This window comes from Micromonospora sp. NPDC127501, from assembly GCF_040302185.1.
Classification (GTDB): Bacteria; Actinomycetota; Actinomycetes; order Mycobacteriales; family Micromonosporaceae; genus Micromonospora.
In genome coordinates this window covers 69958-93745 of the sequence record NZ_JBEORJ010000011.1, presented here as the reverse complement: position 1 = coordinate 93745, position 23788 = coordinate 69958, and the positions used below count along the sequence as shown (strand labels likewise).

At 72.1% G+C, this 23788-nt stretch carries 21 protein-coding genes; 15 read left to right on the top strand and 6 right to left on the bottom strand.

Going from position 1 to position 23788, the window contains the following annotated elements:
• Positions 1 to 304 precede the first annotated feature (304 nt).
• Positions 305 to 1117 (top strand): type IV toxin-antitoxin system AbiEi family antitoxin, encoded by an 813-nt coding sequence (locus ABTW72_RS23895; RefSeq protein ID WP_350861980.1) that lies wholly within the window; start codon positions 305 to 307, stop codon positions 1115 to 1117.
• A gap of 138 nt (positions 1118 to 1255) precedes the next feature.
• Here ABTW72_RS23895 and ABTW72_RS23890 read toward each other — a convergent pair whose 3' ends face one another.
• The 3 genes from ABTW72_RS23890 to ABTW72_RS23880 are packed head-to-tail and all read right to left on the bottom strand — an operon-like array spanning position 1256 to position 4431.
• Complete coding sequence (locus ABTW72_RS23890; protein WP_502892240.1) at positions 1256 to 1600, bottom strand: DUF779 domain-containing protein; 345 nt, start codon at positions 1598 to 1600, stop codon at positions 1256 to 1258.
• Positions 1600 to 3105, bottom strand: a complete 1506-nt coding sequence (adh, locus tag ABTW72_RS23885; protein ID WP_091394080.1) for an aldehyde dehydrogenase — start codon at positions 3103 to 3105, stop codon at positions 1600 to 1602. The genes ABTW72_RS23890 and adh overlap by 1 nt, the downstream gene beginning before the upstream one ends.
• Before the next feature lie 48 nt (positions 3106 to 3153).
• The gene (locus ABTW72_RS23880; protein ID WP_350861978.1) at positions 3154 to 4431 is read right to left on the bottom strand and encodes a GAF domain-containing protein; all 1278 of its coding nucleotides are present in this window, start codon (positions 4429 to 4431) and stop codon (positions 3154 to 3156) included.
• A 240-nt stretch (positions 4432 to 4671) separates the two neighbouring features.
• Between ABTW72_RS23880 and ABTW72_RS23875 the strand changes: the two genes are divergently transcribed.
• The 6 genes from ABTW72_RS23875 to ABTW72_RS23850 all read left to right on the top strand — a co-directional run bounded on the left by ABTW72_RS23875 (position 4672) and on the right by ABTW72_RS23850 (position 10015).
• On the top strand, positions 4672 to 5337 hold the full coding sequence (locus tag ABTW72_RS23875; protein ID WP_350861976.1) for a response regulator transcription factor: 666 nt from the start codon (positions 4672 to 4674) through the stop codon (positions 5335 to 5337).
• Positions 5334 to 6398 (top strand): sensor histidine kinase, encoded by a 1065-nt coding sequence (locus ABTW72_RS23870; protein ID WP_350861974.1) that lies wholly within the window; start codon positions 5334 to 5336, stop codon positions 6396 to 6398. The genes ABTW72_RS23875 and ABTW72_RS23870 overlap by 4 nt, the downstream gene beginning before the upstream one ends.
• Before the next feature lie 73 nt (positions 6399 to 6471).
• Positions 6472 to 7482, top strand: coding sequence for a threonine ammonia-lyase (locus tag ABTW72_RS23865; RefSeq protein WP_350861972.1), 1011 nt, complete (start codon positions 6472 to 6474; stop codon positions 7480 to 7482).
• Complete coding sequence (locus tag ABTW72_RS23860) at positions 7479 to 8609, top strand: D-alanine--D-alanine ligase family protein (RefSeq protein ID WP_350861971.1); 1131 nt, start codon at positions 7479 to 7481, stop codon at positions 8607 to 8609. Before ABTW72_RS23865 ends, ABTW72_RS23860 begins: the two co-directional genes overlap by 4 nt.
• Positions 8606 to 9283, top strand: coding sequence for a M15 family metallopeptidase (locus ABTW72_RS23855; RefSeq protein WP_350861969.1), 678 nt, complete (start codon positions 8606 to 8608; stop codon positions 9281 to 9283). The genes ABTW72_RS23860 and ABTW72_RS23855 overlap by 4 nt, the downstream gene beginning before the upstream one ends.
• A 57-nt stretch (positions 9284 to 9340) precedes the next feature.
• Complete coding sequence (locus ABTW72_RS23850; protein ID WP_266303627.1) at positions 9341 to 10015, top strand: hypothetical protein; 675 nt, start codon at positions 9341 to 9343, stop codon at positions 10013 to 10015.
• A gap of 47 nt (positions 10016 to 10062) precedes the next feature.
• Here the strand turns inward: ABTW72_RS23850 and gabT are convergent, their stop codons facing one another.
• Together gabT and ABTW72_RS23840 are read right to left on the bottom strand one after the other, a co-directional pair.
• Positions 10063 to 11370 carry a 4-aminobutyrate--2-oxoglutarate transaminase gene (gabT, locus tag ABTW72_RS23845; RefSeq protein WP_350861966.1) on the bottom strand — a complete coding sequence of 436 codons (1308 nt, stop codon included), beginning with the start codon at positions 11368 to 11370 and terminating at the stop codon, positions 10063 to 10065.
• Positions 11371 to 11397: 27 nt separating this feature from the next.
• The gene (locus tag ABTW72_RS23840; RefSeq protein WP_238683549.1) at positions 11398 to 12834 is read right to left on the bottom strand and encodes a gamma-aminobutyraldehyde dehydrogenase; all 1437 of its coding nucleotides are present in this window, start codon (positions 12832 to 12834) and stop codon (positions 11398 to 11400) included.
• A 142-nt stretch (positions 12835 to 12976) separates the two neighbouring features.
• Here ABTW72_RS23840 and ABTW72_RS23835 point away from each other — a divergent pair, with 142 nt between their 5' ends.
• The gene (locus tag ABTW72_RS23835) at positions 12977 to 14416 is read left to right on the top strand and encodes an aldehyde dehydrogenase family protein (RefSeq protein WP_350861964.1); all 1440 of its coding nucleotides are present in this window, start codon (positions 12977 to 12979) and stop codon (positions 14414 to 14416) included.
• An 18-nt stretch (positions 14417 to 14434) separates the two neighbouring features.
• On the opposite strand, the gene ABTW72_RS23830 is transcribed toward ABTW72_RS23835, so the two are convergent.
• Positions 14435 to 15676, bottom strand: a complete 1242-nt coding sequence (locus ABTW72_RS23830) for an SUKH-3 domain-containing protein (RefSeq protein ID WP_350861962.1) — start codon at positions 15674 to 15676, stop codon at positions 14435 to 14437.
• 78 nt (positions 15677 to 15754) lie between these two features.
• On the opposite strand from ABTW72_RS23830, the gene ABTW72_RS23825 reads away from it, so the two are divergent.
• The 7 genes from ABTW72_RS23825 to ABTW72_RS23795 all read left to right on the top strand — a co-directional run bounded on the left by ABTW72_RS23825 (position 15755) and on the right by ABTW72_RS23795 (position 23740).
• A complete protein-coding gene (locus tag ABTW72_RS23825; protein WP_350861960.1) occupies positions 15755 to 16177 on the top strand; it encodes a YbaB/EbfC family nucleoid-associated protein in 423 nt (140 codons plus the stop codon).
• On the top strand, positions 16174 to 16506 hold the full coding sequence (locus tag ABTW72_RS23820; protein WP_112582405.1) for a hypothetical protein: 333 nt from the start codon (positions 16174 to 16176) through the stop codon (positions 16504 to 16506). Before ABTW72_RS23825 ends, ABTW72_RS23820 begins: the two co-directional genes overlap by 4 nt.
• Positions 16507 to 16522: 16 nt before the next feature.
• Positions 16523 to 20953 (top strand): toxin glutamine deamidase domain-containing protein, encoded by a 4431-nt coding sequence (locus ABTW72_RS23815; protein ID WP_350861958.1) that lies wholly within the window; start codon positions 16523 to 16525, stop codon positions 20951 to 20953.
• Positions 20953 to 21393, top strand: coding sequence for a hypothetical protein (locus ABTW72_RS23810; RefSeq protein WP_350861956.1), 441 nt, complete (start codon positions 20953 to 20955; stop codon positions 21391 to 21393). Before ABTW72_RS23815 ends, ABTW72_RS23810 begins: the two co-directional genes overlap by 1 nt.
• 63 nt (positions 21394 to 21456) lie before the next feature.
• Positions 21457 to 21705 carry a hypothetical protein gene (locus ABTW72_RS23805; RefSeq protein ID WP_350861954.1) on the top strand — a complete coding sequence of 83 codons (249 nt, stop codon included), beginning with the start codon at positions 21457 to 21459 and terminating at the stop codon, positions 21703 to 21705.
• 179 nt (positions 21706 to 21884) lie between these two features.
• Positions 21885 to 22526 (top strand): endonuclease V, encoded by a 642-nt coding sequence (locus tag ABTW72_RS23800; protein ID WP_350861953.1) that lies wholly within the window; start codon positions 21885 to 21887, stop codon positions 22524 to 22526.
• 152 nt (positions 22527 to 22678) lie between these two features.
• Positions 22679 to 23740, top strand: coding sequence for a hypothetical protein (locus ABTW72_RS23795; RefSeq protein WP_350861951.1), 1062 nt, complete (start codon positions 22679 to 22681; stop codon positions 23738 to 23740).
• Positions 23741 to 23788: the final 48 nt, after the last annotated feature.

Genomic DNA, 23788 nt, shown 5'->3' with positions numbered 1-23788 from the left:
CGCGCCCCCGCGCCCCGCCCGCCCCTGCCCGCCCGCCCTCGCCCCCGCCCCCGCCCCCGCCCCCGCGATCTTGCAGTTTCTGTGCTCACCTTTCGCTTTATATAGGGCGTATCGGCGACAGGAAATGCAAGATCGCGGGGGCGGAGAGTCCGGGGCGTGCGGCGCTAGCACGGCAGGAGATGGGGTTGGGGGTTTTCCACAGGGGGGAGGGTTTTCCACAGGTGGTCGTCGCGGGACCTCTACGGGGTCCTGGGTTGGTCAGCCTGCTCCCATGGCTACTCAGTTGTGGCGTACTGACGCACTCATGCGGCAGCTCACCGTTGGTCGGATCCGTAGTCGGCTCGACCGCGAAGAACTGCACCGCGTACGCAGAGGGGTCTACGCCGACCAACCCTGCAGCGACGATGACGCGCTGCGTGCACTGATGCTCCGGCTGCCCGATGGGGCGATGTTGGCGAGGCAGAGCGCCGCCCGCCGACACGGCTTCGGGGTGCTGCGTGATGATCTGATCCACGTTCATCTGCCCGCCGAGGTGCCAAAACCCCGTCTACCCGGGGTGGTCGTTCACCGGACGGTTCTACCCGCTCGGCCGGTCTTCGTCGGCGGTCTGCCCTGTGTGCCGGCGGCTCGCTGTGCAGTCGACCTGGCTCGCGCCGTTCGGCGACTCGACGCACTCCCGGTACTCGATGCCGCGCTCCGGTCGGGCTTGGTCACCCAGGATGAACTGCTCGCCGAGGTCGCAGCCCACAACGCGTTGCGTGGTGTCCGTCAAGCTCGACAACTCATACCGCTGGCGGACGGCAGGGCGGAGTGCCGACAGGAGAGCCAGTTGCGACTGATTCTGATCGATGGGGGACTGCCTCCACCGGAACCGCAACTATGGGTGGCCGACCGTCATGGCATACCTCTCTACCGGCTCGATCTGGGCTACCGCGAACGCCGGATCGGTATCGAGTACGACGGACTGTCGCACCTGGACCGTGACAGGCTCAGGCACGACCGAGAGCGGGTCAACTGGCTGGATGCAGCGGGTTGGCGGATGCGCTATTTCACCGATCGTGACCTCTACCGCCGCCCCCAGCACATCAAAGCCACCATCCGCGCCGCACTCTCCTAACCGCCCCACCCCCACCCCCGTCCCCGCCGATCTTGCGCTTTCTGTCCCGACAAACAGCTCATCAAGGGGCATTACGGCAACACGAACTGCAAGATCGACGGGAGTGGGGCGAGTGCCGCCGAGCCTGGGGCACCCGTCTCAGGCGGCGAGGTGGGAGCGGATGAGGAAGCGGACGCCTTCGGGGGCCTCCAGGGAGAAGCCGCTGCCCCTGCCGGGGACCACGTCGACGGTCAGCGTGGTGTGTTTCCACAGCTCCCACTGGGACTTCGACATCCAGAACTCGACCGGCTCGGTCACCCCGTCGACCGCGAGGGAGGCGAGCAGCACGTCGGACGAGCCGGTGCGGAACTCGCCCGCCGGGAAGCACATCGGGGCGCTGCCGTCGCAACAGCCACCGGACTGGTGGAACATCAGCGGACCGTGCCGCCCCCGCAGCGACCGGATCAACTCGGCCGCGGCGGGGGTGACGGAAACGACCGGCATCAGAAGAAGCCGAGCTTCTTGGTGGAGTAGCTGACCAGCAGATTCTTGGTCTGCTGGTAGTGCTCCAGCATCATCTTGTGGTTCTCCCGGCCGATGCCGGACTGCTTGTACCCGCCGAACGCGGCGTGCGCCGGGTACGCGTGATAGCAGTTGGTCCACACCCGCCCGGCCTGGATGGCCCGCCCGGCCCGGTACGCGGTGTTCATGTCCCGGCTCCACACACCCGCGCCCAGCCCGTACAGGGTGTCGTTGGCGATCTTCACGGCGTCGTCGAGGTCGGCGAAGGAGGTCACCGAGACGACCGGTCCGAAGATCTCCTCCTGGAAGATCCGCATCGAGTTGTCGCCCTCGAAGATGGTCGGCTCGACGTAGTACCCGCCCGACAGGTCGCCGCCCAGATCGGCGCGTGACCCGCCGGTGAGCACCTTGGCGCCCTCTTTCCGCCCGATGTCGAGATAGGACAGGATCTTCTCCAACTGGTCGTTGGAGGCCTGTGCTCCGATCATCGTGTCGGTGTCCAGGGGATGCCCCTGCACGATCTGCTCGGTGCGGGAGACCGCTGCGGCGAGGAAGTCGCTGTAGTGGCCCTGCTGGATCAGCGCCCGGGATGGGCAGGTGCAGACCTCGCCCTGGTTGAGCGCGAACATGGTGAAGCCTTCCAGGGCCTTGTCCAGGAAGTCGTCGGATGCGGCGCTGACGTCGTCGAAGAAGATGTTCGGGCTCTTGCCGCCCAGCTCCAGCGTGACCGGTTTGATGTTCTCACTGGCGTACTGCATGATCAGCCGCCCGGTGGTCGTCTCGCCGGTGAAGGCCACCTTCGCGACCCGGGCCGAGGACGCCAGCGGTTTGCCAGCCTCCACACCGAACCCGTTGACGATGTTCAGCACTCCCGGCGGCAGCAGGTCCGCCACCAGCGACAGCCAGTAGTGGATGGACGCCGGTGTCTGCTCGGCGGGTTTGAGCACCACGGCGTTGCCGGCGGCCAGCGCGGGCGCGAGCTTCCAGGTCGCCATCAGGATCGGGAAGTTCCACGGAATGATCTGCCCGACCACGCCGAGCGGCTCGTGGAAGTGGTACGCCACGGTGTCGTCGTCGAGTTCGCCCAGGGAGCCCTCCTGGGCCCGGATCGCCCCGGCGAAGTAGCGGAAGTGGTCGATGGCGAGCGGGATGTCGGCAGCGAGGGTCTCCCGGACCGGCTTGCCGTTCTCCCAGCTCTCGGCCACGGCCAGGGATTCCAGGTTCTCCTGCATCCGGTCGGCGATCCGGTTGAGGATCAGCGCCCGTTCGGCCACCGAGGTGCGGCCCCAGGCGTCGGCGGCGCCATGGGCGGCGTCGAGGGCCTTCTCCACGTCGGGTGCGGTGCCCCGGGCGACCTCGGTGAAGGTCTGCCCGGTGACCGGTGTCGGGTTCTCGAAGTAGGCGCCGCCGTGCGGCTTGACGTACTCGCCACCGATGTAGTGGTCGTAACGGGACTGCCAGTGGGTGGGCGCGTCGTAGCGCGTCATGGTTACCTCCGCCGTCGTTGTGCGGGTGTGCCGACGGCGACGGTAGTTTCAGCGACGTTGCAGCCACGTTGCGCGCGGAAGGTCGTACTCCCCGGCGAGCTGGTCGATGCGTGCGAGGGCGAGGGGCCGACGCGGCGCGCCCAGCGGCAGCGCCCGTGCCAGGGCCTGCCAGGCGGCCAGGTCGTCGGCACCGGCCGGCGTCGCAGTCCAGGCCGCGAGCAGCGCCGGGTCCGCGGCGGCCAGCACGGCCGCGCGGAGGTGGCCGTCGATGAGCCGGCGCAGTCGGGCCACTCCCGGCGCGTCCGAGCCGGGCAGCAGCGACCCGGGGTACGCGTCGAGCGCGCCCGTCGGATCGCCCTGGTCCAGCCGGTCGGCGACGGTGGTGAAGTCGGCGCGGACGGTCCCGCGTAGCCGGTACGGGCGGGAATCGAGCAGCTCCGGACCGAGCACCCGGCGCAACCGGGACAGTTCGGCGCGCAGGGTGACCGGGTGCAGTCGGTCGTCGCCGTACAGGTCGAGGCCGAGCTGAACGCCCGTGCGCCCCTCGGGGTGCTGGAGCAGCAGCACCAGCAGTTCGCTGTGCCGTCGACCCAACCGGATCCGTCGGCCCTCGAACCGCAGCTCCGCCTCGTCCCGGCCGAGCGCGGTCACGGTGGCGACGCCGGGTTCCGGTGGTCGGTCGGCGGCGAGCTGCGATTCGGCGGCCCGGGCCGTGGCCCGGACCAGCGCCAGGCTCTGCGGGTTCGCCAGATGGTCCCCGCCGGTGATGTCGATCGCGCCGAGCAGCCGCCCGGTGGTCGGATCGTGGATCGGCGCGGCCGCGCAGGTCCACCGCTGGACCGGGCGACTGAAGTGCTCGGTGGCGAAGATCTGCACGCTGTGGTCCACGGCCAGCGCGGTGCCGGGGGCGTTGGTGCCGGCGTGCGTCTCGTCCCAACGGGCGCCGGGCATGAAGTTCATCCGCTCGGCGTGCCGCAGCACACCCGGATGCCCCTCGACCCAGAGCAGTCGCCCGTGCGCGTCGCAGACCGCCATCAGGTGCGCGCCGTCCTGGGCGATACCGCCGAGCAGGTCCCGGAACAGCGGCAGCACCCGGGCCAACGGGTGAACCGCCCGGTACGCGGCCAGAACGTCGTCGGCCAGGTCGACCGGCGGGGTGGCCTCCGGGTCGAGCCGTGCCGAACGCTCCCAGGAGCGGCGGACCACCTCCCGCACCCGGTGCGGCGCCGCGCCGGCGGTCAGGAAGGCTTCGTGGGCGGCACCGACCTGCGCGATCCTCTCCGCCGGATCGACGCCGAACTCCAGGGCGAGCCACGGGTCAGCCATCGGGCGACCTCCTCGGCCCCCATCGTGACGCAGCTCACCCCTGCACGCCAACCGCCGGGGCCTTCGGGGGACGGACGACCCAGAAGACGTGACACGGGCACGAAGTCGACCAGGACTGGCTTGCGGTGGTTTGCCCGCTGGACACCCACGTGGAGGATGGCTGCGGCGGGTGCTTACAGAACCCTTAACCCGGGCCTGCGACGGTATGCCGGGCAAGCCGAACTGGGGGAGCGGAAAAACGTGCGGGTGCTGGTGGCGGACGACGAGCGGTTGTTGGCGGACACGGTGGCCGAAGGGCTGCGCCGCCTCTCGATGGCCGTCGACGTCTGCTACGACGGTGCCGGTGCGTTGGAGCGGGTCGGGGTGAACCGGTACGACGTCGCGGTGCTGGACCGGGACATGCCCGGACACACCGGCGACGAGGTGTGCCGCAGCATCGCCGACTCCCAGGTTGGCACCCGGGTACTGCTGCTCACCGCGGCGGCCGGCATCCGGGACCGGGTGGAGGGCCTCGGCCTCGGCGCGGACGACTACCTGACCAAGCCGTTCGCCTTCGCCGAGCTGGTGGCCCGGGTGCAGGCCCTCGGGCGACGGTCCACGCCGGCGCTGCCACCGGTGCTCGCCCAGGACGGCCTGGCGCTGGACGTGGGCCGACACCTGGCCACCCGGGACGGCCGCCCGCTCGCGTTGAGCCCCAAGGAGTTCGCGGTGCTGCACGTGCTGCTGCGCGCGGACGGTCAGGTGGTCAGCGCCGAGGAGTTGCTGGAGCAGGCCTGGGACGAGTTCGCCGACCCGTTCACCAACGCCGTACGGGTCACCGTGATGACCCTGCGCAAGAAGCTCGGCGATCCCGCGATCATCCACACCGTTCCGAAGGCCGGCTACCGCATCGGCGGCACGGCGTGAGCTGGACGCCCCGACGACGGGTGCTGCTGGTGGGGCTGCTGGCGCTGCTGGCCGGCCCGATACTGCCGGCGATGGGCAAGTGGCTGTCGGGGATGACCTGGGCCTGGGGGCAGCAGTTCTGTGACGTGCCCATGCCCGGGTTGTCGACGGTGTGCGGCAACGTACGGCCCGGGGCGTTCATGCTGCCCCTGGTGGCCGTCCTGCTCGTGACAGTGGCCGTCCTGGTGGGGCTCTGGTTCGCCGCGGCGTGGTGCCTGCGCCCGGTCGCCGACCTGGCCGGGCCGATCGGGCACCTCGGCCCGCAGAACCTCGGTCACCGGATCCGGCCCCGGGGCAGCGACGAGTTGGCCCGGCTGTCCCGGGCGATCGACGAGATGATGGAACGCGTCTCCGCCGGGTACGAGGGGCAGCGGCGGTTCGCCGCGAACGCCTCGCACGAGCTGCGGACGCCCCTCGCCGTGCAGCGGACGCTCATCGAGGTCGGCATGGCCAGGGCGCTCAGCGGCGAGCAGTTGGAGCTGCTGACCAGCCAACTGCTGGAGACCAACGAGCGCAACGAACGCCTGATCGAGGGCCTGCTCGCGCTGAGCGAGAGCGACCAGGGCCTCCGATCGCGGATACCGCAGCGGTTGGACACGATCGTCGAGGCGGTGCTGGCCGGATACCTGGACCGGGCCCGGGAGGCCGGGGTCACCGTGGAGACCCACCTCGTACCCCGGGTCGTCGTTGGCGAGCGGGTGCTGCTGGAACGCCTGGTCACCAACCTGGTGGAGAACGGGATCAAGTACAACCGGCCGGGCGGCTCCCTGACCGTCGTGGTGAGCGGCGTGCCCGCGCTGTCAGTGGTCAACACCGGCCAGCCCGTGCCGGCCGAGGCGGTGGCCGGTCTGTTCGAGCCGTTCCGCCGGCTCGCCCGGGACCGGACCTCGCAGGGCGGCGGGGCCGGCCTGGGCCTGGCCATCGCCCGCTCGATCACCCAGGCCCACGACGGCATCATCGCGGCCCGGCCCGCCGAGTACGGCGGCCTGCGGGTCGACGTCCAGCTACCCACCGTGAACTGACACTTCCACCCACCTTCACCGGGGTCCACGTACCGCTGGACCCCGCCTGTGGTGTGCCCGAAAAGGAGACACGATGACACGCACCGTTGGCCAGGTCCGGGCCGATGTCGAGGAGGCCAGCCGCTGGCTTGCCGGCCGCGTGGTCCGCACCCCCGTGCTGCGGTCCCCGGTGATCGACGAGCTAGCCGGGGCGCGGGTCCTGCTCAAGGCGGAGAACCTCCAGAACGGCGGCTCGTACAAGATGCGGGGCGCGCTGCGCGCGGTCGGCCGCCTCGCGATGGCCGGCCACACCGGGGTGATCGCGCAGAGCACCGGCAACCACGCGGTGGCGGTGGCGTTGGCGGCCCGGCAGCACCGGCTTGCGGCGACAGTGGTGCTGCCGGTCGACGCGGCACCGACGAAGGTCGACCGGGCGCGCGCGGCGGGGGCGCGGGTGGTGTTCGCCGGCACCGGCGTCGAGGAGCGGGTGGCGGTGGCCGACGGGCTCAGCGACGAGAGCGGCCACCCCGTCGTCGACGCGTACGACCACCCGGACGTGATCGCCGGGCAGGGCACCGCGAGCCTGGAGCTGATCGAGGACGCCGAGCGCGCGGGGACGCCGTTGGACGCGTTGGTCGTACCGGTGGGTGGTGGTGGCGGGGTGGCCGGCGCGTGCCTGGCCGCCGCCGGCTCCGGCATCGAGGTGTACGGGGTGGAGCCGGTGGGCTGCGACTCGCTCGCCCGCAGCCTGGCGGCAGGTGTACGGGTGCCGGTCACGCCGGCGCCCACCATCGCGGACGGGCTGCGGCCGTCCTGCGTGGGGGAGCTGCCGTTCGCCATCGTGCGGGACACGCTGCGGGGGGTCGTCCGGGTCGACGACGACGAGATCGCGGCGGCGTTCCGGCTGATCCTGACGGAGCTCAAGGTGCTCGCCGAGCCGTCCGGGGCGGCAGGCCTGGCCGGCGCCCTCCGGCTCGCCCCGGAGAGGGACCGGCAGCGGACGGTCGGCGTGGTGCTGACCGGCGGAAACGTGGAGGAGTCGCTGGTGGCCCGGTTGATGGCCCCGCGATCCGCCGACCTGGCTGAGGAAGGGGCGGCGGCGTGAGCGCGCCAGTTCGGATCGGAATCCTGTTCGGTGGACCGTCGGCGGAGCACGAGGTCTCCTGTGCCTCCGCGCTCGGGGTGGCCCGGGCGCTCGCCGGTGGCGGCTACCGCACTGTCGCCATCGGCGTCACCCGCAGTGGCGGGTTCCGGCTGATGCCCGACGCGCTGTTGGCCGAGTTGCGCGACCGACCGGCCGGCGAGCGGGCCATCGACGACCAGTTGGTGGTGACCGGGCCGGCCGTCGAGTTGCGGGCCGGTCCGCGTCCGGGTGTCGTGCAGGTGTCCGCCGGTAACGCCCCCGGCGCGGTGCACGCCGAGCTGGACGTGGTCTTCCCGGTGCTGCACGGTCCGTACGGCGAGGACGGGGTGGTGCAGGGGCTGTTGGAGTCGCTGAACGTGCCGTACGTCGGGTGCGGCATCCTCGCCTCGGCGGTCGGCATGAACAAGGTGGCGATGAAGCGGGCGTTGCGCGCCGAGGGCATCCCCGTCACCCCGTACGTGTCGTTCGACGCGCAGACCTACCGGGCGGTCGACGACCCGCAGAAGTTGGTGACCGGGCTGAGCCGGCCACTCTTCGTCAAGCCGGCCAGCATGGGTTCGTCGATCGGCATCTCCCGCGTCGGCGAGGGCGACGACCTGGCCACCGCCGTGGAGGAGGCGCTTCGCCACGACCAACTCGTCATGGTCGAGCAGGGGGTCGCCGGCCGGGAGCTGGAGTGCGCGGTGCTCGGTGGCTGGCGTCCCGAGGCGTCGGCGGTGGGCGAGGTGCAGGTCAGCGGCGGCTGGTTCGACTACCAGCAGAAGTACTTCGGCGACGCCGACCCGATGATCGTCCCCGCCGTACTGCCGGACGAGGTGACCGCGCGGGTCCGCGAGCTGTCGCTGCGCGCGTTCGCCGCGATCGGCGGTTGGGGTCTGGCCCGGGTCGACTTCTTCTACGACGAGACGACCGGTGAGCTGTACGTCAACGAGCTGAACACGATGCCCGGCTTCACCGCGCACTCGATGTACCCGAAGGTGTGGGCCGCCGTCGGGGTCAGCTATCGGGAGGTGGTGGACCGCCTCGTCGAGTTGGCCCGGCTCCGGCACGCCGAACGGTCCGCGAGCACGGCGGGGAGCATCCGATGATCCTGCTCTCCGACCCCCGGGTGGCGGCGGTGCCCAGCGCCGACGACGGCGAGGAGTTCGTGGACCTGCGTGAGCTGCCGGAGCTGCGGCTCGACGGCCGGGCGGCCGACCCGGCCGGGGCGTACGCCCGGTTGCGCGCCGGTGTCGTGGACCGCCTGCTGGCCGCGCAGCGTGCCCTGCCCGGTGGGCTGCGGCTGCTGGTGGTCGAGGGCTACCGGCCGTACCAGGCGCAGCTGGTCATCTTCACCGGCTACCGCGACGAGCTGCGCCGACGGCACCCGGAGTGGTCACCGCAGCGGCTGCACCGGGAGACCACGAAGTTCGTCTCGCCGGTCGAGGTGGCCCCGCACAGCACGGGCGGCGCGGTGGACCTGACGCTCTGCACCGACGACGGTGTGGAGCTGGACCTGGGCACGGCGATCGACGCCACCCCGGAGGACAGCGCCGACGCCTGCTTCACCGACGCGCCGACGATCGGCGGCACCGCCCGTCGGCACCGGCAGATCTTGGTGGACGCCCTCGGCGGCGCGGGCATGGTGAACTACCCGACCGAGTGGTGGCACTGGTCGTACGGCGACCGCTACTGGGCGCTGATCACCGGGGCCCCGCGCACCCGGTACGGGCCGGTGGACCTGGCCGCCGCACGATCGATACCCGTGCCGGCTGAACGGTAGGGCGCTTTGGTCCGTACCGGTGGGTGAAGGACACCACCGAGGACGGGAGTGACGGCGATGAGGGTGCAGCGCAGGCACGTGCTGGCAGCGAGCGTGGCGGTGCTCGCCGCGGTGGGCGTGTCGGTGGGGACCAGCTTCGGGTTCGCCGACACGGCCCCGGCACGGTCGTCGGTCTGCTCCGGCTCGGTCACCTTCTCCGCGGAGGGCGGGGCGCCGGCGGCGACCAGCGACCGCTTCCCGGTGGGGACCCGGCTGCGGGTGACGAACCTGGACAACAACCGGGCGGCCACGGTGACGGTGACCGGCCCGTCGGGCAGTTGCGTGCTGCTCAACGCGGCGGCCATGGAGCTGGTCCGCGAGCCGGGGAAGAACGTGATCCGCCGCAACGTGGTGGAACGCGTCGACGGCGCGGCCCCGCCCGCCGGCGCTCCGGCCCCCGGCACCGTCCGCCCCGGCGCCGCGTCTCCCGGTGCGCCCGGCCCGGCGCCCCAGTCGGCCTGCTCGGGGGCGATCACCTTCTTCGAGGAGGCGGCCGGACCGGCGGCGACCAGTGGGCAGTTCCCGGTGGGGACCCGGCTGCGGGTGACCAACCTGGACAACAACCGGGCGACCACTGTGACGGTGACCGGCCCGTCGGGCAGTTGCGTGCTGCTCAACTCCGCCGCCATGGAGCAGATCCGCGAGCCGGGCAAGAACCTGGTGCGCCGCAACACGGTCGAGGTGCTTCGCTGACATCGGTGGAGGGGCCCGTGCACCGGGCCCCTCCACCGCTCAGCCGCTCAGCCGAAGGCGGCGTCGAGGAGGTCGGCACCCCGGCCGAGGTGCCCGTCGGAGATCACCAGCGGGGGCAGGAAACGCAGCACGTTGCCGTACGTGCCGCAGGTCAGGGTGAGCAGGCCGGCGGCGTGACAGGCCGCCGAGATCGCCGCGGTGGCGACCGGGTCGGGGGTGAGGGTGCCCGGCAGCACCAGCTCCACGGCGAGCATCGCGCCCCGGCCGCGTACCTCGGCGACCCGGGGATCCCGCTCGGCGATGGCCCGTAGTCGGGGGACCAGCACCGACTCGATCCGTCGGGCCGCACCGGCGAGGTCCAGCTCGTGCATGGTCTCGATGGTGGCCAGCGCGGCGGCGCAGGCGATCGGGTTGCCGCCGTACGTGCCGCCGAGCCCACCGACGTGCACCGCGTCCATCAGCTCCGCCCGACCGGTCACCGCTGCCAGCGGCAGGCCACCGGCGATGCCCTTGGCCACTGCCACCAGGTCGGGTTCGACGCCCTCGTGCTGACAGGCGAACCAGTCGCCGGTACGGCAGAAACCGGTCTGGATCTCGTCGGCGACGAAGACCACCCCGGCCGCCGTCGCCCAGGCCCGCAGCGCGGGCAGGAAACCCGGCGCGGGTACGACGAAGCCACCCTCGCCCTGGATCGGCTCGATGAGCAGCGCGGCTACGTTCTCCGCGCCGACCTGCTTCTCGATCATCTCGACGGCCCGGGCCGCCGCCTCCGCGCCGGAGAGCCCACCATCGCGCAGCGGGTACGACATCGGCACCCGGTAGATCTCCCCGGCGAACGGCCCGAACCGGTGCTTGTACGGCATGTTCTTCGCGGTCAACGCCATGGTCAGGTTGGTCCGGCCGTGGTACGCGTGGTCGAACACCACGACCGCCGGCCGCCCGGTGGCGTGCCGGGCGACCTTGACGGCGTTCTCCACCGCCTCCGCGCCGGAGTTGAACAACGCCGAGCGTTTCTCGAACCCGCCGGGCGTCAACGCATTGAGCTGCTCGCACACCGCCACGTACGACTCGTACGGCGCGACCATGAAGCAGGTGTGGGTGAACCGTTCCACCTGCGCCCGGACCGCCTCGACCACCCTCGGGGCCGAGTTGCCCACGCTGGTCACGGCGATGCCGGCGGCGAAGTCGATCCACTCCCGGCCGTCCACGTCGGTGATCGTCCCGCCGGAGGCGCGGTCCACGTAGGACGGAATCACACTGCCGACACCCCGGGCCACGGCATCGCCGCGCCGCTTGTGCAGCTCCTCGGACGTCGGCGCGGCGGCGCTTTTCGTTCGCGGCTGCGGGGCTCGCAAACCCGGCTCACTCCTCGCGCCCACGGTTCAGCCCTCGATGTTGTGCATGACGTGCTTGATCCGGGTGTAGTCCTCCAGGCTGTAGACCGAGAGGTCCTTGCCGTGCCCGGAGTGCTTGAAGCCACCGTGCGGCATCTCGGAGACGAACGGGATGTGCGTGTTGACCCAGACGCAGCCGAAGTCCAGTCGACGGGTCATCCGCATGGCCCGGCCGTGGTCCCGCGTCCAGACCGACGCGGACAGGCCGTAGTCGACGCCGTTGGCCCAGCGCACCGCCTCGTCCTCGTCGGAGAAGCGCTGCACGGTGATGACCGGCCCGAACACCTCGTCCTGGATGATCTCGTCGGCCTGACGCAGCCCGGAGACCACCGTCGGCGCGTAGAAGTAGCCGCGTTCGCCCTGCCGGGACCCGCCGGTCTGGATCGCCGCGTGGTCCGGCAGGCGGTCCACGAAACCGCTGACCCGGGTGAGCTGGTTGGCGTTGTTCAGCGGGCCGTAGAGCACGTCGGCGTCGTCCGGGGCGCCGGTCTTCGTGTTGCGGGCCTGCTCGGCGAGCGCCGCCACGAAGTCGTCGTGGACGCCGGGGCCGGCCAGCACCCGGGTGGCCGCCGTGCAGTCCTGCCCGGCGTTGAAGTAGCCGCCCAGCGCGATGGCCTCGGCGGCCGCCGCCACGTCCGCGTCGTCGAAGATCACCACCGGGGCCTTGCCGCCCAACTCCAGGTGGGTGCGCTTCAGGTCGGGGGCCGCCGCGGCGGCGACCTCCATGCCCGCGCGGGTCGAGCCGGTGATCGACACCAGCTGCGGGGTCGGGTGCGACACGAGGGTACGACCGGTGTCGCGGTCGCCGCAGACCACGTTGAACACCCCCGGTGGGAAGAACTCGGCGGCGATCTCGGCGAGCAGCAGCGTCGACACCGGGGTGGTGTCCGACGGCTTGAGCACCACCGTGTTGCCGGCGGCGAGCGCGGGGGCGATCTTCCAGACCGCCATCATCAGCGGGTAGTTCCAGGGGGTGACCTGCGCGCAGACGCCGATCGGCTCACGCCGCACGTAGGAGGTGTGCCCGGCCAGGTACTCCCCGGCGGACCGTCCCTCCAACATCCGGGCGGCACCGGCGAAGAACCGGAACTGGTCCACCGCCGGAGGAAGCTCCTCCTCGGCGGTGAGCTGGCGGGGCTTGCCGGTGTTGCGGACCTCGGCGTCGACCAGCTCGGCGGCGCGCGCCTCCACGGCGTCGGCGAGCTTGAGCAGTGCCCGCTGCCGCTCGGCGGGGGTGACCTCCCGCCAGCTCTCGAAGGCGGTGGCGGCGGCGCTCATCGCCGCGTCCACGTCGGCGGCGCCGGAGACCGGGGCCTGGGCGAACACCTCGCCCGTGCAGGGGTCGACGAGGTCGGCGTAACCGCCATCGGACGGGTCGACGTAGGAGCCGTTGACGAAGTTGCGCAGCTGCTGCTGGTCACTCATGAGGGATCACTCCGAGGGGGCCGGGGGCGCGGTTCTGCGGCGGTTATCGCAATCTCTCTGCCATCTTCGCTACTGAATTCGCGGCAGACAAGGGTTATCGCGACTGTTTCCGTCGACTGGTCGCTCGGCTACGCTGCTCGGCGTGGAGCCCGCAGCCTTCTTCGTCGCCTCCCGCCCCGCCACCGGCGAGGGTGAGTTGACCGTCCACCACCCGTACGACGGCCGCCCGGTGGGGCGTACCACAGTCGCCACGCCCGACCAGGTCGACGCCGCCGTCGCCGCGGCGGCCGGGGTGGCCGCGCAGGCCGCGGCCCTGCCCGCGCACGCCCGCGCGGCGGCCCTCGACCACGTGTCCCGGCGGCTCGCCGAGCGTGCGGGAGAGATCGCCGCCCTGATCACCGCGGAGAACGGCAAGCCGCTCAAGTGGGCCCGCGCCGAGGTCGGACGTGCGGTGTCGACCTTCCGCTGGGCCGCCGAGGAAGCCCGCCGCTTCTCCGGCGAGTTGCAACGACTCGACACCGACCCGGCCGCCGGCGGGCGGATCGCGCTGGTCCGAAGAGTGCCGCGTGGGCCGGTGCTGGGCATCACGCCGTTCAACTTTCCGCTCAACCTCGTCGCCCACAAGGTGGCGCCGGCCATCGCCGTCGGCGCGCCCATCATCGTCAAGCCCGCGCCCGCGACGCCCCTGACCGCGCTGCTGCTCGGCGAACTGCTGGCCGAGACCGACCTCCCGGCCGGGATGTTCTCGGTGCTGCCGCTGCCCAACGACCGCGCCGCCGAACTGGTCACCGAACCCCGGCTACCGGTGGTGTCGTTCACCGGCTCCGGGCCGGTCGGAGCGGCCATCCGCCGCGCCGCGCCGGAGAAGCACGTGACGCTGGAGTTGGGCGGCAACGCCGCCGCGGTGCTCTGTGCGGACTGGACGGCCGACGAGGACCTGGACTTCGCCGCGCAGCGCATCGCGACGTTCGCCAACTACCAGGCCGGCCAGTCGTGCATCGCCGTCCAGCGGGTGTACGTGCACCACGCGGTGCACGCCGACTTCCTGCCCCGGCTGGTGGCGGCGGTGCGGGGGCTGCGGACCGGAGACCCCGCGTCCGAGCTGACCGACGTCGGGCCGATGGTGTCCGAGGACGCGGCCCGCCGGGTCGAGACGTGGGTGGCCGAGGCCGTCGCCGCCGGCGGCACCGTCGAGGTGGGCGGCCTCCGCGACGGCGCGACCTACCCCCCGACCGTGCTCACCGGCGTGCCGGCGAACGCCAAGGTCGTGGCCGAGGAGGTGTTCGGGCCGGTGCTGGTGGTCACCCCGGTCGCCGACGACCAGGCCGCGTTCACGGCGGTCAACGACTCGGCGTACGGCTTGCAGGCCGGCGTCTTCACCCGGCGCCTGGACGTGGCCTTCGCCGCCGCCCGCGCGCTGGAGGTGGGCGGGGTGATCATCGGTGACGTGCCGTCGTACCGTGCCGACCAGATGCCCTACGGCGGGGTGAAGGGCAGCGGCGTCGGCCGGGAGGGGCTGCGCAGCGCGATGGACGACTACACCGAGCCCCGGGTCATGGTGCTGACCGGCCTCGCTCTCTAGGCCGGCAACGCTGCCGGGCTAGTCGGCCTGCCAGGTGCCGTCGTCGCGGACCCGGGCGGGCGCGCGGCCGAGCAGCAGGGTGGTCAGCGCGGCGTCGATGGTGTCGCCGAGGAACCACTCGCCGGCCTGGTCGAGCGCGAAGACCCGGCCGCGCTCGTCCACCGCCAGGATGCTGTCCTGCTGCTCGGTGCCGATCGGAAAGAGGCGTACGCCGAGCACCGCGCCGAAGTCCGCGAGGGTGTCGGCGGTGTGCGCGATGGTGTGCGGGCGGATGTCGAAACGGGAGATCCACACCTGCTCGCCCCGGCCGCGCCGCGCACCGACCAGGCTGGGGAACGCGGTGAGCGCCTCCACGGCGGCGGGAAAGACCTCGTGTCGATGGTTGCGCCCCGGCACCGACGTGACGTCCCGTACGGCGGCGGCGGCCATGATCTGATCCCCGATGTGTGGCCGCCACCCGGCGGCGACCAGCGCGTTCGCGACCTCCGCCGGGAACCGCCCAGGATCGGGGTCGGGTGCCTCCGGCGCGTTCCAGGTCTCGGTGTAGGCGCGAGACGACTCCGGCAGGACGTTCGCCCGCACCAGGAAGGCGATGCACGAGTCGCAGGGCCGCTCGGCGGGCCCACCAGCGGGATCGCCCGGCTCGCGGATCCGGAAGATCTCGAAGCGGGCGCCCTCCAGCAGCGCCGCTGCCTCGGCCCGCCCCATCGGCGCGATGCCCTCGGCGGCGCGGCGGTGGTCGTACTCGTGCAGGACGTCGGAGACCACGATCAGCTCGGCGTGCGCCTCCCCACCGCGAACCAGCTCGCCGGGCGGCAACTGGTCGAGATAGTCGCGGACCAGCGGGTGATGGTTGAGTGGCACGTCGGCCTTCGTGCCCTGGGCCGTCCAGATCCGGCCGTCGATGGTCAGGTGCGCGGCGGTGTTCGGGGTGGCACCGCGATGGATTTCCCGGACCAGCAGGCTCGACGGGTCGAGAGTGCGGGGAGCTGTCGGCCCCGAGGGCTGGCTACGCCGGTACAGCTCCGCCACCACCGTGCTCGGCACCCGGGGCCAGGTGGTGACCGTGCCGGTCTGCTTGTCGATGACGGTCGTCGGCAGGTCACCCGGCACCGTGCGCACCTCGGTGGGCACGACGGACGTGATGACCCACCCCAGGTCGAACTCGTCGACCATCGCTGTGCACTCGTGGCCGAGGCGCTGCGAGTCACGGCGGGCCCAGGTGGCCGCAAGCTGCTCGGCCTGTTGACGGTCGATCACGCATTGAAACTACCGGACTACACGGATCGATGGCGGCCGGTATTGTTTCGCTCTACCGACGGTGACGGGAGGGCGGCGGTGGACGAACAGGCGGACCGGGGCGTCAATCGCGAGCTACGGGCCCGATTCGACGAGGTCTATGGGCAGTACCAGCAGCTCAGATCCGGTTTGGACACCCTCCAGACGCGACTCGCCGCGCTGCGGGTGACCCGCCGGTCGGCCGACGGGCAGGTGACCGCGACCGTGGGCGCGCAGGGCCAGTTGATCGAGGTCGAGCTGACGCCGGCCATCTACCGGGACCGCGACGCTGACGCGCTCGGCCGAAATGTCACCGAAACGATCCGGGCCGCGGCGACTGCCGCCGCCGACGCCACGCGCGACCTCGTCGCCGAGAGCATGCCGGCGGGCTCCGGGGCGACGGACTTCCTCAGGACCGGCGATTACGCCACGCTGCTCGGTCGGGCCGACGCCGTACTCGGCAAGGGTGAGGCGAAGCCATGACCGACGGGCAGCTCTGGCTTGATCCGTCCCGGGCCCGCCGCGGTGGCGCCGACCTGGCGCTCGCCGGCGAGGCGGTGACGGCCCGTCGCGCGGCGGAGGGAGGCGCGATCGAGGCCGCCAGCGGTGCCCGGCCCTGGGGTCGCGACGACATCGGCGCCGCCTTCGAGCGCAACTACCGCGGGTTCGAGCAGACCGTGCTGCGGGCCTGGGCCGGCGTCGGGCACCGGCTCACCGAGCTGGGCAGCGACGTGGTCGAGGCGGTCGACGCGAGCGTGCAGACCGACGGGGCCAGCGCCGCCCGGGTCGGTCGGGCCGCCGACCGGCGCTGACGGCCGACGATCTGAGATGAGCGTGCTGCCGAGCCCCATCCCGCACCCCCTGGACTACGCGCCGTGGGACGTGCCCGGCTGGATCTACGAGGCCCTCGACTGGGTGGTCGGCGTGCAGTGGCCGGAGGGCAACGAGCGGGCCGTCTGGGACGTCGCCGACCAGTGGTACGCGGTCGCCTCCGTGCTCGCCGGGCCGCACGCCGACGCCGCCGCGGCCGCCGTCGAGGTGCACAACGGGTACGGCGGCGTCGGGGTTGTCGACGCGGCGTTCGAGGCGGCCTGGCGGGGGATCGCCGAGGGCGCCGACGCGCCGCTGCCCGTGCTGCTCGCGGTCACGGCCGACCTGGGCCGACTGGTCGAGGAGTGCGGTTGCGACATCGAGGGCGCCAAGCTGGAAGTCTGGATCGAGCTGGGCATCCTGGTCATCGAGCTTCTCACCGTGGCGGTGGCGGCGGTGTTGACCGCCGGTGCGGCAAGCCCCGCCGCCGGGGCGGCGATCACCGCGACGCGGCTGCTGGTCCAACAGATCTTCAAGCGGCTGATGGGCCAACTGGCCAGCAAGTCCCTCAGGCACGGGCTCAAGGAGGCCGGCGAGCGGGCCGCCAAGGAGGTCGCCCGGGGTGGTGCACGCGGGCTCGCCAAGCGGGCCGTCCGGGGAGGGCTGGAGGAGGCCACCGAGGAGGCCGGGGTCACCCTGGCCACCCAGGCGTACCAGAACTCCACCGGGCGGGCACACGGCCTGGACCTGACCGATCTCGGTGCCTCGGCGGTCGGCGGGCTGGCCGGCGGGGCGGTGGCGCCGCTGGCCGGCCTGGGCCGGCACGCGACCGGGCGAGCGGCGAAGGTCGGGGAGCACCTGGGGCGGGAGATGACCGGCGAGGTGCTCGCCGACAGCGCGGCGAGCCTGGCCACCGGTCAGGGTCTGACCTCGATGGAGGACGTGGCGCGCGCCGCCGCGTCCGGGGCCACCGGTTCGGCGACCGGGCAGACCGACCACGCGCTACGCGCCCGGCTCGACGCACAGGCCAACGCCCTCGCCGGAGCATCGTTCACGGGTCCCTCCCTCCCGGCCGTGCTGCCTGTCGCGGGGGATGCGGCCTCTGCGGGGGCGTCTCCCTCTCCCGGGGTCTCGTCCGCTGCGGCCTCCGCCGCAGCGGGGGCTGCCTCTACGGGGGCTGTCGGTGGTGTGGCCTCGGGTGGTCTGGTCACAGCCGCCGGCATTCCGGTGCAGGCGACGGAGGCCGTTGCCACCACGCCGCCGAACCAGTTGGCGGCGCCGACGCCACCCGTTGTCGAGCAGTCACGGGGAGCCGGGCTGGCGTCTCCGGTCGCGCCCGACCTGCACACCTCGTCACCGATGCCGGTCGCTGCGGTGTCCGACGTGGACGCGGTCGACCGTTCGGTGGGCGCGTCCGAGGTGACATCATCGGCGGGCGGATCGTTCGGCGACAGAGCGGGCGTCGCGCACCCGGCCGACCCCGTGCTCTCGGCGGCGACCACCAACCCGGCCACGTCAGCGGTGGGTGCCGGTCCGATCGCGTCGGCTTCGGCTGCCGATCCGACCACTTCGGCGGTGGCTGATCCGAGTCGGTCGGTGGTGGGTGCCGACCCGAGGCTCTCGTCGGCGTCCGCGCCGGTGGCCGGCCCCCTCGAATCGAGCGGCGGGCCGGCTGCCACCGGTGTGCCGCCGGTCCAGCCCGGCAACTCGCCGCACCCCACCACCGCCGGGCCGACCACCTGGTCTCCGACGACCGGGCCCTCCGCACCGACGATCACCCCCGGCCCGGCGGCACCGGTCACCTTCGGCGTCCCGACCACCACCAACGGGCCGCTGCCGGTCGCCACCCCGGCACCGGTGGTGGGTCGGTTCGCCGTGCCGTCGCGTGTCCCGACCCGGGAGACGCCCGCACCGGTGCGAGCGCCCGACCATCCCGCCCGGGGAAGAGCGTCGATCCCCGTCGACGTGGCCGCGTTCGGCGCCCCGTCGGTGCGCGAGCCCGAGACCAACGACGCGTACGCGGCGCAGTGGGCCGCAGCGGCGGAAGCCGCCGAGCGGCGGCGCTACCAGGACCACTACGAGTCGCTGCGGATCGGGTTCGAGAACAACCGCCGGCAGGCCGAGGCCGCCCGACTGCGCACCCGTGCCGTGGAGCACGATCGCCGAGCCGTCGAGTACGCCACCTACGCCCGACAACTGCACCAGGCCGGCAACCGGCAGTGGGCCGACGGCTGGCAGCGCGCCGCGAACGAGGAAGCTCGCGCGTACGCCGAATGGCGTGACGTGGCAGACGCGGTACTGGCCGGCACCACGGCCCCGCCGGTCGTGGACATCAGCGCCACCTTCGAGCACGCCAACCGGGACGTGGGCGCGCTCGCGCTCGGCGCGGTGGAGACTGCCGGCCCGTCCAGGCTCACCGGCGACGACGACCCGCCGCCGATCGACGACTCCCGGCCGTACGGGCAACCCGGAGGACTCCGGCCACCGCTCGCCCTGCACCAGGTCGACGTCGAACGGCAGATGCCCCGCGATCCAGACGGCACCGTCACCCGCACCGCCGACCCCCGACACGGCGGCTGGTTCGGGCTGCTCAACGACGGCGGTCCCGCGGCCGACGCCACCCGGGGCATCAACTGCCTGGACTGCACGCTGTCCCTGTTCGAGACGTGGGTGCACGGGCGACCCCGCGTGTCGGCGCCCCGAACCTTCGACGGCTACCTCGACGGTGACATCCGGCGCCCCATCCGTGGCGAGGCAGGCGGCCCAGGCCGGGTGGAGGACGTGACCGGCGGGCGCTTCCAACAACTCCTCGCCCCGGCGTCCGGTCAACGTACGGACCCCGCGCAGGCGCGGCAGGCCGCCGACCGGGGCTACCGCAACCTGCACGACCAACTGCTGCTGGGCGGCCACGGCAGCTACTCGTTCCTGGTCACCGAGTGGGCGCACGGTGGTTCGCACGCCTGGGTGGCGCTCAACCAGAACGGCACGGTGCTCTTCGTTGACCCGCAGAACGGCGTGGTCCGGGACCGGCCGCTCTACCCCAACGTGGTCGGCATCGACGCGCTGGTGCTGAGCGGAGACGGCCGACCGATGCCGCTCGGCGGACTACCCCGGGGCCGGTTCAGCGAACGGCCCGACCTGCCGGATCACCCGCCGACGCACGACGACGGCGGCCACGGCGACCCGTACATCAACCGGATGTACCTGCTCCTCGACGGCCCGGGCTCGGCCCCCGATGCCGACGCCAACGTTCCAGCGAGCGCCGACCTCGACCAGCCCACACCGGGTGGCGGTCCTACCCGCGCCGTTCTGTCGGCCGACAGCGTGGACGACGTCTTCGCCGCGGGTGTGACTCCCGTCGAGTTCGCGACGGCGGTCGACCCGCCCACCCTTCGTCGGCTGGTACCGGACCTGGACGAAGCGTCGGCACGGGATCTCGTGCGACTGTTCGCCGACGACCGGGTCCGGGACATGCTCGACAGCGCCCGGCGAGAGCCGCCCCCGAACGAGCCGGACCTGGCCGAGCTGCTGGTGCGGCAGTTGGTGCAGCACCCCGACCTGGCGCACATGATCCAGTCCACGCCTGAACTCGCGAAGTCGCTGACGGCCCGTCCGCTGACCCTGTACCACCTGGCCAGCCATCAACAGGCCATCGACGTCCTCGCCGAGGTGCTGGACGACGTCTCCCAGCAGGAGGCCATGGGGCCCGGGCTGTTGGGACAGACAACCGGTACCGGCAACGATGTGGATCAACCACAACCAACGCCACTCACGGACGACCAGCGGCGGATCAGCGCGCGTATTCGGATTCCGGATGATCCACCTACCCAACCGGGATTCGAGAAGCGTCTTCAGTCTGACCCCTCCTATCGGCAGCTTTACCTCGACGATCTCTATGCGGCGGCAACTGTTGCCCAGGCGGAGCTGAATCAGTTGGCTACGTCCCTGGCCCTTGTCGGTGATCGTCGGGTCGGTGAGCCCGGCTGGCGTGAGCAGCCCAAGGATCGTCGTCGAGCCGAGGACAAGGTGGCCAAACACCAGGGCGATGCTTCCAAGCTGCTCGACCTGGCCGCCGCGAAGGTCGAGTTCCGCAACCTCGACGACCTCTACGCGGCACTCGGGCGGCTACGCGACCACCCTGACGTCGTCATCGTGAATTTCCAGGACCGGTTCGTGTCTCCCGAGGACAGTGGCTACCGGGACGTACAACTCGTACTAAGGACCCGGAACGGGCACCTTGCGGAGTTTCGTCTACACCTGGCCGCGCTCGACGAAATCGCGGTCTGGGAACATGCGCTGTATGAGGTGCGCCGCGATGTGGACGCCGTGGCCCGGATCGAGGGTCGAGCCTTGACGAGGCGCGAGGGAGCGATCGCAGACGGAATCCTTCGTCGCGAACAACAGCTGTTTTGGCAGGCGCTGCAGTCGACTTACGAGGGGAACGCTTGATGGCCCAAATGCCAGGTCTGGTGCTCCCGTCCTACTACCTGTACTACCAGTCGCCCGTCAAAATCGTGGAGACGCCCGACGGCGGCGCCAGGGTTTGGCGTGTTGCGATCGACACTGGCGCTTGGCAGGAGAAGAACGACCTGTTCAGCGAGATCGTCTTTGACATCGGGGGCGACGTATTTCGGCGCACTCCTGAGGACTTTGTGCAGGAGGTGGAGCGCTTTCGGGCTCACTATCTCGAGGGCGAAGGCCCGATCTTCGCTCTCTACGAAACGGTGCAGGCGGTCAGGGACGTGGCGAAGGCGGAAGATCGTCACCTGACGCCGAAGGAGCAGGCGCTCATTCGTGGGATCCGGCAGCGGACGTTCGTCATGTTCGAGGAGCAGCTTCGCGCGGCCGGTGATCCTGGCGCGGACCCGGACATAGCGAGAGGGCAGTAGGCGCGCTTCGCGGATGGACAGACGGAGGGACGGGTGGGTGGCGGGGCCGAATAAGATCGACGCATGGCGAGATTCGGTACGCACAGCGTCAGGTCCACGGTCTGGGCCTGGCCGGTCGGCATTCTGATCGGCCTGGCGATCGGCATTCCGGTGTTCGGCGCGAAGGGTGGCGTCGCCTTCGGTGTCGCTCTCGGCATTGCCTTTGCGCTCGGGCTGGGTGTGATCAGGGGCCGGGCCGACGGTGAGCCCGCTCGGGGTGGCCCGGACGGTAGGGCCGCCGGGAATGGCGTCGACGCCCCAGGCCGAGGGTGATCGACTCCGGTTCCTCGAAGTCGGGGCATCCAGGGCCGTGGGACGGCCCGACTTCCGTAGAGCCGAGTGGATCATGGCGAGCGCCGGGAGCGCCGGGAGCGCCGGGAGCGCCGGGCACGCCGGGCACGAGCGGCGCGCCGGCCACGGGGACAACCGGGCCGGGCAGTGTCGCCGAGGCGGTGGCCGTACAGGAGGAGTTGCGACCGCTGGTGGACCTGGTGGGGCCGGGGCCGAGCGCGCCCGCGACGGTGGCCGGCCTGGACGTCGCGTACGCCGAGGGTGGTGACCTGCTGGCGGCGGCCGTGACGGTCCTGGACGCCCGGACCCTGGCGGTGGTGGACTCCGCGGTCGGTGTGGGGCGACCCGCGTTCGGCTATGTGCCGGGGTTGTTCGCCTTCCGTGAGTTGCCCGCGTTGCTCGCTGCGCTCGACCGGCTGACCACCATCCCGGACCTGCTGGTCTGCGACGGGCACGGGCTGGCCCATCCGCGCCGGTTCGGGCTCGCCTGCCATCTGGGGGTGGTCACCGGGTTGCCCGCGATCGGGGTGGCGAAGACGCCACTGGTCGGGGTGTGGGATCAGCCGTCCGCCGAGCGGGGTTCCTGGTCGTCGTTGCGCGACGGTGACGAGGTCGTCGGTCGGGTGCTGCGGACCCGTGACGGGGTGAAGCCGGTCTTCGTCAGCGTCGGCCATCGGGTGAGCCTGGAGAACGCGACCGCGCGGGTGCTCGCGTTGACTCCGCGCCACCGGCTGCCGGAGACCACCCGCACCGCCGACCGGCTGTGCCGTGACGCCCTCGCAGAGGCGGAGCAGGCCCGCTGATCGGCTGGTCAGTCCGGCCACCAGGAGGTCGGCCGGAGGAGCCGTAAACCGTAACGCCGCACACATGCGGGGCGCTCTATGACCGGTGGGGTGGGTGGGCCGGTAGTAGCCTGACCTGCGGACCCCACCCGGGGAGAACAGGCGAGGTAATCATGACAGTGCGTCGACGCGTGGCACGGCTCGCGGCGGTCTGCGGTCTTGCGGGCGGCCTGGTGATGCTCGGTGCGTCACCGGCGCTGGCCGATCAGGACTCGGTCCGGGTGGGCGCGGCCAGTAGCTTCGCCGCCGGTGGTTCCGCACAGGGGGTGAACGTCGCGGTGCGCAAGCGCACCGACGGGTGCGTCCTGCTGCGTACCGCGCTGGGCTTCAGCCTGGAGGGTCTCCAGCCGAACCAGGTGGCGGTGGAGGTCAACGCGGGCGGGCGCTGGTTCCCGGTCGCCGTCACCGGCGGCACCGGCACCGTGTCGACCGCGCAGACGTCACCCTTGAAGCCGACGCTGTGCAAGGGCAAGAGCATCACGGTGCGGTACCGGGTGGCGTTCGCGGCGGGTTCGCCGGGCGGCCGTCTCGTGGTCTCCGGCGCGGGCATCAGCGCCGCGGGCCAGACGCTTGGTCACGCCACCGACGCGGCGCGGCTGACCGGAGCGCGGGTCACTCCGTCGCCGACTCCGTCGCGGTCGAAGAAGCCGACGCCGACCCCGAGCCCGACCGAGGTCGCGACCGTGGACGAGGCGGTGAACCCGGCCGCGCAGGCTGGCGTCTCCGCGGCGCCGAACACCACGGCGACCGCCGCCGAGTCGTCCGGAGGAGGATCACCGGTGATGTACTTCGGCATTGTGCTGGTGGCGGTCGGTCTGCTGCTCATCGTGCTGCTGTTCCGTCGCTCGCGGCAGGACCGGAAGCCGTCCGACGACGCGCCCGGCACCCTGCCGGGCAACCCCGGCGGCACCACCTACCGCGCCGGGGGTGGGTTGCCGCCCGCGCCCGGTCGCCCTGGCCAGGTGTACGGCCAGCAGCCGCCGGGCGCCGCCTGGGGTGGTGCGGTGCCGTCACCGCGTCCCGCCACCGGCGGGGTTTACGGTGCCCGGCCGGACACCCCGGCGCCGGAGGCCACCCAGCCGATGCCGGGTCGGCCCGACGGTCGCCCGAAGCCTGGTGACCCGCCCACCGATGGTGGCGGTCAGACCGTGTTCATTCCCCGGCTCCCCGGCTGAGCGGAGTACGGCCCGACCCTCCGTTAGGCTCAGGATCGGTGTCTAACC